The 16,027-nt window shown below is 52.3% G+C and carries 15 protein-coding genes; 10 read left to right on the top strand and 5 right to left on the bottom strand.

Annotated elements, in window-relative coordinates; all coding sequences use genetic code 11:
- The first annotated feature begins 33 nt into the window (after window positions 1-33).
- The 8 genes from PGRAT_RS07430 to PGRAT_RS07465 all read left to right on the top strand — a co-directional run bounded on the left by PGRAT_RS07430 (window position 34) and on the right by PGRAT_RS07465 (window position 6,793).
- Window positions 34-816, top strand: a complete 783-nt coding sequence (locus PGRAT_RS07430) for an amino acid ABC transporter permease (RefSeq protein ID WP_025705236.1) — start codon at window positions 34-36, stop codon at window positions 814-816.
- On the top strand, window positions 816-1,526 hold the full coding sequence (locus tag PGRAT_RS07435) for an amino acid ABC transporter permease (protein ID WP_025705237.1): 711 nt from the start codon (window positions 816-818) through the stop codon (window positions 1,524-1,526). The genes PGRAT_RS07430 and PGRAT_RS07435 overlap by 1 nt, the downstream gene beginning before the upstream one ends.
- Window positions 1,523-2,275, top strand: coding sequence for an amino acid ABC transporter ATP-binding protein (locus PGRAT_RS07440; protein WP_042266311.1), 753 nt, complete (start codon window positions 1,523-1,525; stop codon window positions 2,273-2,275). Before PGRAT_RS07435 ends, PGRAT_RS07440 begins: the two co-directional genes overlap by 4 nt.
- 11 nt (window positions 2,276-2,286) lie before the next feature.
- Window positions 2,287-3,303, top strand: coding sequence for an LLM class flavin-dependent oxidoreductase (locus tag PGRAT_RS07445; RefSeq protein WP_025705239.1), 1,017 nt, complete (start codon window positions 2,287-2,289; stop codon window positions 3,301-3,303).
- Window positions 3,304-3,386: 83 nt separating this feature from the next.
- The gene (locus PGRAT_RS07450) at window positions 3,387-4,568 is read left to right on the top strand and encodes an amidohydrolase (protein WP_156124053.1); all 1,182 of its coding nucleotides are present in this window, start codon (window positions 3,387-3,389) and stop codon (window positions 4,566-4,568) included.
- Between the two features lie 23 nt (window positions 4,569-4,591).
- Entirely contained in the window at window positions 4,592-4,885 is a 294-nt protein-coding gene (locus PGRAT_RS34255) for a hypothetical protein (protein WP_337588162.1), read from the top strand.
- Window positions 4,885-5,370: a DinB family protein gene (locus tag PGRAT_RS07460; protein WP_025704948.1), complete on the top strand. Its 486-nt coding sequence runs from the start codon at window positions 4,885-4,887 to the stop codon at window positions 5,368-5,370. The genes PGRAT_RS34255 and PGRAT_RS07460 overlap by 1 nt, the downstream gene beginning before the upstream one ends.
- Before the next feature lie 85 nt (window positions 5,371-5,455).
- A complete protein-coding gene (locus PGRAT_RS07465) occupies window positions 5,456-6,793 on the top strand; it encodes an LLM class flavin-dependent oxidoreductase (RefSeq protein ID WP_025704949.1) in 1,338 nt (445 codons plus the stop codon).
- 194 nt (window positions 6,794-6,987) lie between these two features.
- Here the strand turns inward: PGRAT_RS07465 and PGRAT_RS07470 are convergent, their stop codons facing one another.
- A complete protein-coding gene (locus PGRAT_RS07470; RefSeq protein WP_025704950.1) occupies window positions 6,988-7,671 on the bottom strand; it encodes a PspA/IM30 family protein in 684 nt (227 codons plus the stop codon).
- A 69-nt stretch (window positions 7,672-7,740) separates the two neighbouring features.
- Window positions 7,741-7,959 (bottom strand): PspC domain-containing protein, encoded by a 219-nt coding sequence (locus PGRAT_RS07475; RefSeq protein WP_025704951.1) that lies wholly within the window; start codon window positions 7,957-7,959, stop codon window positions 7,741-7,743.
- 302 nt (window positions 7,960-8,261) lie between these two features.
- Between PGRAT_RS07475 and PGRAT_RS07480 the strand changes: the two genes are divergently transcribed.
- A complete protein-coding gene (locus tag PGRAT_RS07480; RefSeq protein ID WP_025704952.1) occupies window positions 8,262-8,891 on the top strand; it encodes a YfbR-like 5'-deoxynucleotidase in 630 nt (209 codons plus the stop codon).
- 81 nt (window positions 8,892-8,972) lie between these two features.
- Here PGRAT_RS07480 and PGRAT_RS07485 read toward each other — a convergent pair whose 3' ends face one another.
- The gene (locus tag PGRAT_RS07485) at window positions 8,973-9,782 is read right to left on the bottom strand and encodes an AAA family ATPase (protein WP_025704953.1); all 810 of its coding nucleotides are present in this window, start codon (window positions 9,780-9,782) and stop codon (window positions 8,973-8,975) included.
- A gap of 384 nt (window positions 9,783-10,166) precedes the next feature.
- Between PGRAT_RS07485 and PGRAT_RS07490 the strand changes: the two genes are divergently transcribed.
- Window positions 10,167-10,991, top strand: a complete 825-nt coding sequence (locus tag PGRAT_RS07490; protein WP_025704954.1) for a carbonic anhydrase — start codon at window positions 10,167-10,169, stop codon at window positions 10,989-10,991.
- A 128-nt stretch (window positions 10,992-11,119) separates the two neighbouring features.
- Here the strand turns inward: PGRAT_RS07490 and PGRAT_RS07495 are convergent, their stop codons facing one another.
- Together PGRAT_RS07495 and PGRAT_RS07500 are read right to left on the bottom strand one after the other, a co-directional pair.
- Window positions 11,120-14,965, bottom strand: coding sequence for an S-layer homology domain-containing protein (locus PGRAT_RS07495; RefSeq protein WP_025704955.1), 3,846 nt, complete (start codon window positions 14,963-14,965; stop codon window positions 11,120-11,122).
- 114 nt (window positions 14,966-15,079) lie between these two features.
- Window positions 15,080-15,916, bottom strand: a complete 837-nt coding sequence (locus tag PGRAT_RS07500; RefSeq protein WP_025704956.1) for an AraC family transcriptional regulator — start codon at window positions 15,914-15,916, stop codon at window positions 15,080-15,082.
- Window positions 15,917-16,027: the final 111 nt, after the last annotated feature.

A 16,027-nucleotide genomic window follows, 5' to 3' on the forward strand; every position in this document is an offset into this window, starting at 1 on the left:
TTTCAAAACCTATGGGGAGGGGAGAGCGAACGAATGGGGGCACCGTTTGATATCAGCTATATTTTTTCCTTTTTGCCCAAACTGCTGACTACGCTGGGTACAACGCTTTTGATTGTCGGCTTTTCTCTGCTGGCAGGTATACTGGTAGGTTTCCTGGTGGCCCTCCCCCGTCTGTATAAGGTGCCGGTTCTAAAAAACCTTGCCGGGATTTATATCTCCTTTTTCCGGGGAACCCCGATTCTGATTCAGCTGTTCTTGTTCTATTATGGTCTGCCTGAAATATTGAAGCTGGTTCATGTGGATGTGACGCGGACGCCCGTGCTGTTCTTTGTGATTCTGACTTATGGGCTGCATACGGGAGCTTTCATGTCTGAAATGATCCGGGCTTCTGTAACGGCCGTTGACCGGGGGCAGGTGGAAGCAGCTTATGCGGCGGGAATGACGTCAGTTCAAGCATTTTCACGGATTGTGCTGCCTCAGGCGCTGGGGATCGCGGTCCCTGTATTCTCCAACCTGGTAATTGCCCTGCTGAAGGATACCTCACTTGCTTTTACCCTCGGGGTGATGGAGATGACGGGGAAAGCACAGACCCTGGGGAGCGTCAGCCAGCATTTTATTGAGACCTATATTGCCCTTGCTCTAATCTATCTGGTCATCAGTTTTACGCTTGAGAAGCTGCTGCTGGCGGCAGAACGCCGTCTCTTGCGTCATGAAGTACCGAACAGTCCTGCGAGAAAAACATTTAGTCTGCACAGGAACGGTTCTTACCGGAGAATGATTGCCCAGTTGGGACCGGGTAAAGGAGGCGGTGGATGATGAAGCTGGACCCTTCATTTATATGGACAGCATTTGTGCAAATTCTCAGTGCAATCCCAACGACGCTGTATATTACGCTTGTTTCGGTAAGTGCCGGTTTCATCATTGGAATCGCTGTTGCGCTCATCCGGATTTACAAGGTGCCGTTCCTGCATCCGCTCGCCACCGGGTATGTCACCTTTATCCGCGGGACGCCGATGCTTACCCATCTGCTGCTGATCTATTTCGGACTGCCGATGATCATTGACGGGCTGGCGGCGCATTTCGGCTGGGGTTTCCGGTCGGTATCCATTCCGATGATCGGCTTTGCCTACATTGCCTTCTCGATTACGGCAGGCGCCTATATGTCTGAGGTAGTCCGCTCGGGTCTGCTGGCGGTGGACCGCGGGCAGATGGAGGCCGCCCATTCTGTAGGCATGACTACGGCCCAGTCGCTGCGGCGGATTGTTTTCCCCCAGGCCCTGGCGGCGGGCTTGCCGAATCTCTCCAATTCCGTGATCGGCATGCTGCATGGATCAACCCTTGCTTTTACGGTTTCGGTCGTGGATATCAATGCCCAGGCGCAGATCGTGGCCTCGACGAACTGGAAGTTTTTTGAGGCTTATCTGGCGGCAGCGCTGATCTTCTGGGGGCTAACGTTTCTGATTGAACGGGCTACCGGCCTGATCGAAAAGCGGATCAATCTATACAACCGGGGGGGAGTCCTATGATTAAGCTGAAGCAGATTTCGAAGTCCTTCGGACGCCATCAGGTGCTGAACCATATTGATCTGACAGTTGCGAAAGGTGAGGTTGTGGTCATTCTCGGCCCCAGCGGCTCAGGTAAAACCACGCTGCTCCGCTGCGTGAACTATCTGGAGAAGCCCAGCGGCGGAGAAATCGCCATCGGGGATTTCAAGCTGGACTGCAGGCATGCCCGCAAGAAGGACATTCACCAACTGCGGCAGAGGACGGCGATGGTCTTCCAGCAGTACAATCTGTTCCGGCACAAAACAGCGCTGGAGAATGTGATGGAGGGACTGCTGATCGTGAAGAAGCTTCCGAAGGAGGAAGCGAGGAAAAAAAGCATCGCGCTGCTGGAGAAGGTGGGCCTCGGCGCGAAGCTGGACGCCTATCCGAGCCAGCTGTCCGGGGGCCAGCAGCAGCGGGTCGGGATTGCCCGGGCGCTCGCGCTGGAGCCGGAAGTGATTCTGTTCGATGAGCCTACCTCGGCGCTTGACCCGGAGCTGGTGGGTGAAGTGCTTGCTGTCATCCGCAAAATTGCCAAGGAAGGCATCACGATGATTGTGGTGACGCATGAGATGGGCTTTGCCCGCGATGTGGCCAATCACGTGGTGTTTATGGACGGCGGGGTCATTGTAGAAGAGGGGACACCAACGGAGGTGTTCAACCATCCGCGGGAAGAAAGAACCAAGCAGTTCCTGAAGCGGATTACGCCGGAGCTGAACTATTCGATCTAGGAGGCAAACCTATGGCTATTACAATCAGCGTATTGGATCAAAGTCCAATCTATCCCGGTGAAACCCCGGAAGAAGCCTTTCAGCATACGGTCAAGCTGGCTCAGCTGTCCGAACGGCTGGGCTTCCGCCGTTTCTGGGTTTCAGAGCATCATGATTCCGAGCAGATAGCAGGCTCATCCCCGGAGGTGCTGGTCTCGCATCTGCTTGCCAAAACAGAGCACATCCGGGTAGGCTCCGGCGGCATCATGCTCCAGCATTACAGTCCTTATAAGGTAGCGGAAAATTTCAATGTGCTGGCTTCGCTGGCGCCGGGACGGGTGGACCTTGGAGTCGGCCGGGCTCCGGGAGGATTGCCCCGGAGCACTCAGGCGCTGCAGCAGGGCAGCACCGAAGCGCCTTCCCTGACGGACAAAATTATGGAGCTGGAGCAATACGTGCATAACCGGCTGGCAGCGGATCATCCGCTGGCCGGGCTCAAAGCGGGACCTATTCCGGGTATTCCGCCTGAGCTCTACGTGCTGGGCGCTAGCGTAGCCAGCGCGGAAATTGCCGCCAGCCTTGGACTGCCTTATGTATTCTCACTGTTCATCAGCGGTGATCAGGCGGTGGCGCTGGAAGCGATCCGGGCCTACCGGAGCGGTTTTGACACTTCGCTGGGGAGAGAGCCACAGGCCATAATCGCCCTTGCCGTGCTGGCTGCCGACACGGAGGCGGAGGCCAAAGAGCTGGCCGGAGCGCATAAGCTGATCCGGATTCATCTGGCCAGCGGCAGGACGCTGACGGTGGCTACCCGCGAGCAGGCGGAAGAGTTTACCCGGCAGAGCAAGGAGGCCTATACGCTCGAAGAGCGGGAGCCGGAGATTACGAAGGGAACCAAGGAAGCTGTCCGCGAGCAGCTGCTGGCGCTGGCCGGGGCTTCCGGTGTCACAGAGTTCATCGTGACGACGAATGTCCAGTCCTTTGACAAGCGGCTCCGCTCCTTTGAGCTGCTGCATGAAGCATTCGCTGAAGTGCCTGCGGAGGCATAGCTCGTACAGATCAGGAGGGGCAGATAGGAAATCTGCAAGTGAGGCAATGAAAGGACAGTATTTGGCTGAAGGGAGGGATCATGATGAGTATTCGCAACGCGGAGCAGGGTATACAGGCGTTAAATGAAACGGTGATCGGCATCCGCCGCCATCTTCACCGGCACCCGGAGCTTTCGAACGAGGAATTCGAAACGACCCAATATATTATCACTCTGCTGGAGCAAGCCGGAATAACTATTATTGACTATGGCCTGACGACAGGTGTCATTGCGGAGATCGGCGGACTGCAGGAGGGCCCGGTGGTGGCCCTGCGCGCCGATATTGATGCGCTGCCGATTCAGGAGGAAACCGGGCTGCCCTATGCTTCGCTTCATCCCGGCAAAAGTCATGCCTGCGGGCATGACTTCCATACGGCGGCGCTGATCGGTGCCGCCTATCAATTGAAACAGCAGGAGTCTTATCTGAAAGGAAAGGTCCGGCTTCTATTCCAGCCCGCTGAGGAGAAAGCGAAAGGCGCTCAGCAGATTATAGCCTGCGGAGCGCTGGAAGGCGTTCATGCAGTCATCGGCATGCATAATAAGCCGGACCTGCCAGTAGGCACCATTGGCATCACCGGCGGGCCATTGATGGCGGCGGCAGACGGATTTGTGGTGGAGGTGCAGGGAGCCGGAGCGCACGCGGCCGTGCCGGAGGCAGGAACCGACCCCATTGTGGCGGCTTCGCATATCGTTACGGCGCTGCAGAGCATCGTCAGCCGCAACGTCAGCGCACTGCAAAGTGCGGTAGTCAGCGTTACGAAGCTGCATAGCGGAAATTCCTGGAACATTATCCCGGAAACGGCGGTACTGGAGGGCACGATCCGCACTTTTGACGAAGCTGTGCGGAGCAAAGTGCTGGAACGCTTCGGGCAGGTGGCTGCCGGTGTAGCCGCTGCCTTTGGAGCCGAAGCGGCAGTGCGCTGGCTCGGCGGACCGCCGCCGGTGAATAATGATGCCGGGCTGGCCCGGCTGGGCGAAGAAACCGCTGCCGAGCTTGGTTTCCATTACGTGAAGCCGCAGCCTTCGCCGGCGGGAGAGGATTTTGCCTTTTATCAGCGCGTAGTTCCCGGATTGTTCGTATTCGTGGGCACCGGGGGAAGCCGTGAGTGGCATCATCCTGCGTTCAATCTGGATGAAGCGGCACTGCCGGTGGGAACGGCATTCTTTGCTGACTTGGCTGTACGGGTGCTGAAGCATTTCTCTGCGGAAGAGGGTGCCGCCTCATAGCTAAGCCCCCGGGTTATGACGTTATTGTTGTCGGTGCCGGCTCGATAGGCATGAGTGCTGCCGAAATCGCCAAGCAGGGTGTGAAAACGCGACTGGTCCATGCCTTCGATCTCCCGCATACACAGGCAAGCTATCACGGAGAGGCCCGGCTGATCCGGCATGCCTACAGCGGTGATCCGGCCTATATCGACATGGCATTGCGGGCGCATGTGCTGTGGAAGGGAGCTTCCAGACAGAATATCGGGCCATTTTCCTTGTCCCGCATTGACTTATCACCGGAACAGCCACAGTCCGGATTTACTATGGAGGGGATCTAATGAGCAGCGTGCAAATCGAGGATTATCTCAATACGTATGACCAATTGGTACAGTCACTGGAAGGGCTGAGCGAGGAACAGCTCAGGTGGAAAGCCTCACCGTCCAGCTGGAGTGTCACCGAGGTGCTCGCGCATCTGGCCGATCACAGCATCGTGGTTTCCTTCCGCATCCGCGACATTCTGGCCGGGACTGAGGTGCAGCTGCCGGTATTTAACCAGGACGCCTGGGTTAGCGGCCAGCATTCCAATGGAGGCCATGCTGCTGACAGTCTGGAGCTGTTCCGCAGCCTTCTTCACTACAACAGTCTGCTGTTCAACCGGCTGGGTGACGGGGACTGGGAGAAAAGCGGAATTAACTTCAAGGGGGAAGCCGTCAGTATTGCGGACATTCTCCGCAGCTTCACAGGGCATGTGCAGACGCACCTGGCCCAGATAGAGCGGATTAAGCAGGACGCTGTAAGCAGGGCGGTAGCGCGGTTCCATTAACGTAAAAACTAAGCGTATGCTTCCGATGCCAGTTTTATTGCGAAGTATGCCAGGAAGTTCAATAAAACACTGAGGAGGACTGAACATGACCAAGCCCAAACAACTGAAGCTGGGTGCGCTGCTGCACGGAGTCGGAGGCAGCACATCAATGTGGCGCCATCCCGACGCCAAACCGGATGCCAGTGTGAACTTTGAACTATACAAGTCGTGGGTGCAGAAGGCTGAGGAAGGCAAGCTGGATTTGATCTTCATAGCAGACGGTTTGTATATCAATGAGAAATCCATTCCGCATTTCCTGAACCGTTTTGAGCCGCTGACCATTCTTAGCGCACTGGCGGGAGTCAGCAGCAAGATTGGTCTGGTCGGCACGTTGTCCACCTCCTATAGCGAGCCTTTCACCGTAGCGCGGCAATTCGGATCACTGGATGTGATCAGCGGCGGGCGGGCAGGCTGGAATGTGGTAACTTCGCCGCTGGAAGGCTCTGCACTGAATTATGGCCGGAAGGAGCATCCCGACCATGGCAAACGCTACCGGATTGCTGCGGAATATTTGCAGGTGGCCCGCGGCTTGTGGGACTCCTGGGAGGACGATGCGTTTGTCCGCAATAAGGAGACAGGTGTCTTCTTTGATCCGGAAAAAATGCATACACTGGACCATGAAGGTGAATTTTTCTCCGTCAAAGGCCCGCTGAACATCGCCCGCTCGCAGCAGGGCGGGCCGGTTATTTTCCAGGCGGGTTCCTCAGAGGTCGGGAAGAATTATGCCTCCCAAGTGGCGGATGCCGTTTTCACAGGGCATGACACGCTGGAGGAAGCGCAGGAATTCTACCGGGACGTGAAGACGCGCGTGGCTTCGTTTGGGCGAAATCCCGATGAGGTGCTGATCTTCCCCGGCATCGGTCCCATTCTTGGCGATACGCCGGAGGAAGCGGAGCGCAAATATCAGGAGGTGGCCGGACTCGTAACGATTGAGAACGCGCTGAATTATCTGGGCCGGTTTTTTGAGCATCATGATTTCTCGCAATATCCGCTGGATGAGCCTTTTCCGGAGCTGGGAGACTTGGGCCGGAACAGCTTTCAGAGCGGCACGGATAAAATCAAGAAAAATGCCAAGGAAAAAGGCCTGACCCTGCGTGAGGTTGCCCTGCAGGCGGCTACTCCGCGCAGCAGCTTCATCGGTACACCGGAGCAGGTTGCGGATCAGATTCAGGCCTGGTTTGAAGCCGGGGCAGCGGATGGGTTTATGCTGGCAGCGGCTGTGCCGAACGGCCTGGAGGAATTTGTAGACCGTGTGGTTCCGATCCTGCAGGAACGGGGATTGTTCCGCACCGAATACGAAAGTGATACTCTGCGGGGCAATCTTGGTCTTCCGGTTCCGGCCAACCGCTATGTGCAGGCTAAGGAGCCTTCACCGCTGGTGTGACGGCAGCCTGGGAGGATCACCCGGAAACGGGATTTAGCCGGAATAGCAGTGCTGGGAGCGGAAGGTTATCTCTGCATGAGTTGTGGCGCGGCTGATACTAACTCTTCCCCAAACCTAAAAAGGATACTTTTCCTGTCATCAGGAAGAGTATCCTTTTAGGTTGCACACAGATTGTAGAGCTGATCGATGTTCTCTTATTTGCTGTCTCCGGCCTTACGGTTGCGGAGGCGTTCCAGCTCGGCTTCAACGGCGCTGTTTAGCGGGGATTCAGGGGTGGCTGCGGAATAATGTGCAGAGCTTTCGGCGGCGGCTTCCCATTCGTTGATTTTGTCTTCCATGCGCTCGAAGCCGCGTGAGGCCGCGCCGGCATTCAAGATTTGTCCAGGGTGTCCGGGATGGGCAGAATAGCAGCTGCTTTCGGAGGCGCGTTTTAATTCAGCCGCTTTGCGGGCGCGGGCTGCCAGCTCGGCTCTTTTTGCCTTAAGACGTTTATGCTCTTCCCGGGCATTCAGAAGACTGCTGTCCAGGACTGCGAGCGTTTCACGGGTTTCTTCCAGCCCTGCGGTGCATTCCTGAACACTTTCGGTGTAGCGCAGCTTAGCCATGACCGCTGCTCTGGCCGCAGGTTCGTTCCCTTCATTCATCGCCTGCATGGCTTCCGCTTCGCTTCGTTCAGCCAGCACCTGGTTTTCGTAGATACGGCGCTCCAGCACACTCGCTGCTGCTTGGAACTCACGCTGTTTGGTTTCGGCGGTGGCGATTTTTTCCTCCAGATCCCGCAAATATTGTCCGGTCAGCAGTACCGGGTCCTCCAATTTATTCAGTCCTTCGTGGATTGCCGCCTTGGTCAGGGTTGTGATTCTTTGGAAAATACTCATGTTCATTTCTCCTTTTTCTCTTATAGGATGGAATTTGGTATTGTGAATTCTGGTATTGTCGGCTTGGAATTAGTAGTACTCATAACCTTCAGGGTAACTGTTGTAGTGCTCTTTAGGCATCAGGATGCTTGCCAGAATGTACAGGAACACTACAGTGCCTAAGCTGAACAGGGCAGTGGCGACAGCCAGCAGCCGGATGAGGGTGGTATCGATGTTCAAATAACGGGCCAATCCTCCGCAGACGCCGCTGATTCTCTTGTCACTTTCGGAACGGTACAATTTTTTCATAATTAATCTCTTCCTCTCATATGGGTTGAACCGGGGTGCGGTTCGTCTTAGCCGTTGTCTATGTGTTTATTGTAAAGCTATTGGCTTTGCTGCAAAACGGCCTGAAGACTGTTCTTTAATCTCGACCTTAGTCGGGGATGGCCTCGGCAGTAAGGCGGGGAAAGCTTGGACAAACGCAGGATAACGCATAGTTGTCCCCGTTTTTTACATAACCTGCCAGCTTGTTTATTTGGATTTAACACTTGCGGCCTATACTGGACAGTACCGGATCATATTCATATCTGGACAAAAGGAGGACTGGCATGGGAATTCATAAATATTTCCGTTCGCTGAACGAGCTGGAACGTATTATCCGCTGCCCCGGTAAATTCAAATTCGAGGAGCACAGCGTGGCCGCCCATTCCTGGAAGGTCGTGCAGTATGCCAAAACACTGGCCGACATAGAGGAGCAAAACGGTGCCGTCATTGACTGGAAGAAGCTGTACGAAATTACAAGCAGCCACGATTATGGTGAGATTTTTATCGGCGATATCAAAACCCCGGTCAAGCATTCATCGCTGCAGCTGCGGTCCTTAATCCAGCAGGTTGAAGAGGGGATGATCGATAATTTCATTAAGGAGCACATTCCCGAGGAGTTCAAAAGCATCTTCTACCAGCAACTTCGTGAAGGTAAGGATGAGTCGGTGGAAGGGCTGATTCTGGAGGTCGCCGACAAGATGGACCAGGTGTATGAGGCTTTTGCCGAGCTGCAGAGAGGGAACACGGAGAAGGAATTTGTGGTAATGTACCGCAATGCGCTGATCAAGATCAAGAACATTGAGCTCAAATGTGTTGAGTATTTCCTGACGGAAATTCTGCCGGATATGGTGAATGAAGAAACGATATCCTCCATTGATATCAGACAAATTACGGAAGAGGCGCTGGCGCTGTAGGAATGCCGGGTACGCTTCTTTTTTTATGCGGCTGGAACTCTTGAATCAGATAAAAAGCTATAGACTGTGTCTGTCCTGCTCTCATTCGAACAATTGCTTATGCTTATTGAAAAATCGGAAAAAAAATTGCACATTATCTAGCTCAAACCATTCTGCTGTCTGAAGAGGCCTGGCATCGAGATTATAAATTTTTGCATGTAACGTGCCTAAAACAAAGGGAGAATGAGTGGCAATAATAAATTGACTATCGAAATATCGTGCCAGCTCATTGATTTGTTCTGCCATCCGTATTTGATTGGCAGGAGAAAGTGACGTTTCCGGCTCGTCCAATAAATACAATTGCCCGGGCAGCAGATATTCCTCAAAAAATTGCATGGACGTTTCTCCATTAGAGTATTTTTCTTGTGAAAATTGAATATCTTCCATTTTCTTTTTGAACGCATATGTAGCCTCATACTGTGCCGCCTGAGCCTCGCTCATCCCTCTGCTAATTTGTTCATTTAGTATTCCCTCACGCAGCACGGAAGATTGCTGTATCTTCTTAATCTCATATAAAATATCCTCTGATTTCATATATCGGCATCCTTTTGGAAGTTGCCTGATTTCACGCTCTTGCTCATCATGCCCAAGCTGATAGCTGCTCAAATCAAGGAATCGCTGAGCATAAACACTATGCCCGTAGCTTGTCATTCTTTCAGCTCCCGGGATTTCAAGTTTGTTGGAAATTACATTGAGTAAAGTGGATTTTCCGCTACCATTATTTCCATATAGCACTGTAATCCGATCGAACAACAGCACCTCACCAGCCACATGCTTAAATACATAATCAGGGTAAATGTTGGGATTCCGATCCGTATAATTAGAAAGCTTAAAGCTTCTCAAATAAATCATTTCTGCACTCCTTCTACCTGTCTTATGGTTTGAGTTCTATTTTACCAGAAAAAAGACAATGTATTCTTAGAGTTGCAGCCGTATTTCTTCCACTCTCCCAACGACTGCTAATATATTCTGTCTTGTTTATTTTCGACTTCAAGTTTATAATGTCAGTCTTGCTGATCCTTACGGACCGTAGCAAACAGGCAGACTCTATCGATCGGAAAAGGATTTCACTCGTTGGGCCTGATCCGCCTGCGGCTGGATCTCCATATTTTATACATGAAATGAATAGTTAGAATCATTTTGGGAACTTTGAGCCTTTTTTCACTTGTTAGTCTCTATTCCATTATTTACTATTAACAATAGTTTTCCACAAAATATTAGGAAGAAGGATTATACATGACTCCGAGCAAAAGGCTAGCCCGAATACTCTTTCCAATCATGATCATGTCTGTGATGGCGGGCTGCGGAGGTGACAAGCAGAACGGCGAGGCCGATGGCACACAGAAGCCGCAGGCTACGGCAAGCGCTCACCATGCCCATTGGTCCTACGAAGGGGAAACCTCACCTGAGCATTGGGCGGAACTTGATGAGCTATTCTTGGCATGCAGTACCGGCAAGGCCCAGTCCCCCATTAATATTCTCCAGGAGAAAGTGAAGGATGACGAGAGCCTGTCGCCTGTTGTAGTGGAGTATTCTCCGTCTCCGGTAGCTATGATTAATAACGGCCATACTATTCAGGTTAATTTGAAGAACCAGGACAACCGGATCACTGTTGAAGGCAAAACATATACCCTGCAGCAGTTTCATTTCCACCTGCCCAGCGAACATGAGGTGGATGGCAAACATGCGGACATGGAGCTTCATTTTGTACATAAAAATGAAGAAGGCCAGCTTGCGGTGCTGAGTGTACTGATTACTAAAGGTACAGAAAATGCCGGACTGAACAAGCTTTGGTCCTTGCTTCCGAACGAAGAAAGTGAAGAGGAGGTTCCGGTGGGGGGTGACTTCGACATGAATAAGCTGCTTCCGGCAGATCTTCATTCCTTCCGCTACCAGGGATCGCTCACCACGCCGCCATGCACCGAAGGTGTGCAGTGGATCGTCCTGGAAAATCCGGTTCAATGGTCCGGGGAGCAAATTAATCAATATGGCGCTATTTTCCCGCATGATAACCGTCCTGTACAAGCACTCGGGGCCCGGGAAATAGAATCGGATGAGTAGGCAGGGGATCACTGGAAGTTCTCCTGGCCAGATTGGCCTTAACCCTCGGCTGAATACAAAAGACCTTCAACTCCACCAAGGCGTGGTTTTGAAGGTCTTTTTGTATGTTATAGAGGTTCTATAGACGTTTAATTAGATAATTGATCCGTTAGAGCTTTGATTTCCGGGTCCAGACAAAGGGCATTCATGATGACGGTCAATGCCTCTGCCCGGGTCGATGATTGGGCAGGGGCGAATTTATCGTTGCCTCTTCCGTTAATTAGCCCGATTTGGGCAGCTCTGGCAATCTGGTCCTTGTTCCACGAATGAGCCGTGTCGCTGAAGGTGATGCCGGCTTTTACCGGTGCTGCGCTGTTGAAGTTCACGATCTTGGACAAGATCATAATGATCTCAGAGCGGCTTATTTCCCGGTTGGGTTTAAAGGTTCCGTCTGGATAACCGGCAATGATCCCATTGGAAGCTAAAACAGCAATCGCTTCTTGGGCCCAATGGGTCTTAACATCACTCCATTGAAGGGTAGAAGCGTCTGATTTCGCCAGCCCAAATGCTTTGGCAACGACAGCAGCGAATTCCCCTCTGGTGATGGCTTTGTCCGGTCTGAAGGTGCCATCGGCATAACCGTTGATGACCTTCAGCTTAAGGAAAGCCGATATCGTCCGGGTGCTCCACAGGTCAGCAATGTCCTTAAGAGCAGGTACAGGAACTCTCCCGTCTTTCCCGGCAATCACGCCCTTTAGTGTGTCTTTTAAGGCTTGGGAGTTTACTCCGGCAGCAAATATGGAACCTTGTGGCGTTTCAACAGGCACAGGTTTGGCTGTCGGAACAGGTGTGGGTGCTGCCGTAGGCACCGTGCTTGGCACTGTACTAGGCACCGTGCCCGGATTTGAGCCTGTCCCGGAGCCAGGGATCGGGCTAGGGTTCGGACTTGGCGTGTGGCTTGGTGACGGACTTGGATCTGAGCTTGGTAACGGACTTGGTGTCTGGGTTGGACTTGTGCCAGGCTCAGGTTCAGGCTCTGAGGTTTTAGCCTTTTCAATGGTCAATGCTTGCAGTTGTTCGCCATCGGCCTTTCTGGCTTCAATCACAATCTGATCTTTGCCGACCGTAATGGCCGAATATACCGGGAAATTGTCATCGTACAGATACTCCAGGTAATCGAACTTGACCGCATCGTAGAATTTCCAGCCGGAGGACCCGCCGGACAGATACACCGTGCCTGGGCGGCCATCCTTCACCGGCTGGCCATTCTTCATAGGATAGGTCCAGGCAAGCGCATGATCATGTCCCACCAGCACCAGGTCTACACCAAGCTCCTCAAGGACAGGAGCCAGATATTTGGTGACGAGCTCCGGACCGCGTCCATCTTCCGTATGATAAGCAGGCCGGTGGAACATAGCGACCTTCCACTTTTGGGAGCTGGCACTTAAATTCTTCCGCAGCCACTCTGCCTGTTTCTGCATGTCCACTTCATCAGCTTCTGAATTGAGCACGATAAAATGAGTATCCTCATAGTCATACGAATAGGTCAGCTGCTCCTGTCCGGGCATTCCGTTGCCTGGCAGCCCCAAAGCGGTTCTAAATACTTCTTTTCCGCCATTCTTCACATCATGATTGCCCATCGCATAGGCAGAAGGTACGCTGCCGCTGTATAGCTGTGTGGCCTTCATGTCCTGTTCCCATTCGCCCATAATACCGCCATCATCGACAATATCCCCGCCATGCATCACAAACCGGGTATCCGGGTAGCTGCTAAATGCACTGCTCAGCAAATTTTGATGAATGTGGTAGGCCTCTTCCGTATTATTGTGAGAATCAGTTACAAATAAGAAGGAAAAGGAGCCCGGAGCTGCTGCTTCTGTAGTAAACCTATGCGGCTCACTCCACAATCCCGGAGATCCCACACGGTAAATGTATTCTGTACCCGGTAAGAGGCTCTGCAGCATCCCTTTGTGAAACAACGTTTCTCCGACACGGTCGGGAGCCAGCAGAAGCTGCGGTTCCGCCGTCTGCTCTTTGATATTAGACTGTCCGAAACCAGTGAACTTACTGGCCTCCACATATTGGATCACACCGCTCTCCACACGGGGTGCAGTTTTCCAGACGATGCTCTGGGTTGTCTTCATATCCTCTGTAACATAGGTTCTTACATATTCAGGCTTATCTGAGCCAAGCTGCGGCACTACGGACAGAGAGAACACCTTGCTGACCTTATCCCCATTCACAGCCTGGAGATTAAGCTTCGTTAAGGCCAAAGTTGTCAGACGGGTCTGGACTTCACCCTTAGCGTCCGTCAGGCCCCATCCATCCTTGAGGAGCTTTGCATGAATAGCGGCAGTGGCAATCCAGCCTGTTGCTTTGCCGACCGGCAGTAGAATTTCGGTATATTCCCCGCGGGTAACTCCATTCGAATAGAATTGTTCGCCTTGGGTGGCGGAAGTGAGCTTGGCCGAAGCGGGATCAGCATCCGCATAGACATCAGCCGTAACCGGCTTCACCTCAGCGAAATACTGAGGAAAAAGAGGATCGGACGGGATGATGGACACCCCTTCGACCGGCACTCCTGCATCATCTGTGACACGGAGGGTGCTTTTCGTATGGAGGGAGCTCCCTTTTACAGTGAGTACGTAAGGAAAACCAATTGTATACCGGTGGGGGGCAGCCAGCGCATAGACAGCTTCACCTACGCTCACTCGAAAACTGCCGTCGCTCATCACGATGGATTTGAAGGCCTCGCCGCGCTCCATTTTGGCACTGGGTTTTACGGCCACATTCAATAGCGCAATGGTCCCGTCCGCCGCCAAGGAATCCTTGCTCAGTCCGGCAAGCTGCAGCCGGTACTGTCCTTTTACAGGGTCGATCTCATTCTGCGTAACGGACGATGCCGCTGCCTTAGGTTCAGCGGTGGTGATTTCCAACGTCTGGGGATCGTATTGAAGCTCGGCATAGGCATTTTGTAAATCAACAGCATTTTTGATCTGAAGCTTCAATGGGAACGTCTTGTTGCTGATAACCTCTGTGGGGGCGTCCAGGTGATATTGAATTCCGTCTTGTATAAAAAAGGTGCTGCTGCTCTCGGCGCGGTTGCCGGATCTGTCATATACGGCCGACTGGACGGTATGATAGCCTCCTGCCAGCGGAGTGGAAGGCTGGTAGGAAATGAGGCCGCTGGCAGCTTCGTACTCAGGCTGTACAGGATGCCCATCCAGATTCAACGTAACTGAGCCGGGATCAATGCCTGTTTGTGCATCTGTGGCCGCAAGCTGAATGTGGGGTGAGTTCGTATGGATGACTGCTTCATTAGCCGGAGAAAGTACATCCAGTGTCGGGACGCCCATATCTTCATTAGGGTCCTGCCCATAGACCAGGCGGACGTCATCGACCCATACGGTCCCTTTATTTTTCTTCTCAAAAATGGATTGTTCAATCCGCATGTAGATTTCCAGCTGGATAGGACCTACTTTATTTTGGGGGATTTCACCCTCAATGTATTTCCAGCCCGTCCAGTCCACGCCAACGTTCTCGTCCAAATATTCCACCTCAAAGGACTTGCCGTTGCCGTCCCTGAGCTTGCTGAAGATGAGATGTCCATCGTTATTGCCATACACCCACATCCCGATTTTTTGGGGAAGGCCGGTGACCGGATAAGGAGCTGCAGGGCCTACATATACATAGGAGGGGTTTTCCTTAACGCCAATGTAATCATAATCCAGACGTACGGAATTATTTCCTGAGCGGACATGCCGGGGATCGGATTCCAGGCTCATGGCGCCTGCGAAATTCCTTTTTTGCACCAGCACGTTATCGCTCAGGTTATTCTCGAAATCCTCGATGACTACGGTACTCGGGAGGGGCGGGTCAGCAGCAATGAGGCCTGCCGGTTGCAGGGTGCTTACGATAACGGTGAGGAGTAGGAGGAGCATTGTTGCTCTCGAGGATATAAATTTATACCTTCGGCGAATACGTTTTCTGAACATGGTTTTCTCTCCCTCTGCGTTTACAAGATTCATATTATGAGAAATTATAAAGCCGATCTGTGCTGATAGTATTAATTTAAAGAATTAACTATGTAAATAATCAGGGGAGAGGGCCTAGCTTTTTTTTCCGTATTGGCCGGGGGTGTGGCCCGTGAAATTCTTGAAGGTACGGATGAAATTGGCGTAATCATTGAAGCCGGACAGATAGCAGGTGTCAGATACCGAGTTGCCGGCGGTGAGGAGCTGCTTGGCTAAGGTTATTTTTTTCAACAGGACATAACGGTAGAGGGTTCCTCCGGTCTGCTGTTTGAACAGATGGCTCAGATAATACTTATCTACGGAAAGTTCCTCAGCAATCCCCTCCAGCGAAAGGGCCAGATGCAGATGGTTATCAATATAGGTCATGGCCGACTGAATCAGTGTGGAGATCAGACTGGGAACCGCCGCAAAGCTGCGGCTGTACAGATCGTTAACCTGCACCAGCAGCTGAATCAGATAAGTGAGCGCCAGAATGTCGCTGCCGTACCGCGGATGCTTCAGGATATCGATGAGACGGAATGCCAGTCCGGTAAAAGCTTCAAGCTGTGCCTTATCCATCTCCGAAAGGTTATGTTCTCCGGTCTGACGGTTCTGGAAGCAGGCGAGCAGATTCGTGTCAGCGGTGCAAAAAGGGTAAACCAGAGGAGCTTTGAAGTGGATCGTAATCCGTTCATAGGGCTCCGGGGACCGGTTGATGATTTTATGGATTTCATGATTGTTGAAGATTAGAACATTTCCGGGACTCAGAGGATAGCTGTACTGTTCCACAAAACAGTTCACCTGCCCGCCCAGGAACAGAAAGATTTCATAATGGTCATGAATGTGAAAATCCTTGGTGGGAGAGGTCGGGGAATTGCCGATTTCCGCCAGGATATCACCATGGAACTGCTGATAATATTGGGCATGCTTCATATCGTAGACCACCTTCGGAATTTATCGCAATAAACGCAACAAATCATTAATTATCGCAAAGACATTGCGATAACATAAAACTAAACTATAAATGAAGTTTAGACAATCCAG

The organism is Paenibacillus graminis (genome assembly GCF_000758705.1).
In the GTDB taxonomy this organism is placed as follows: domain Bacteria; phylum Bacillota; class Bacilli; order Paenibacillales; family Paenibacillaceae; genus Paenibacillus_AQ; species Paenibacillus_AQ graminis.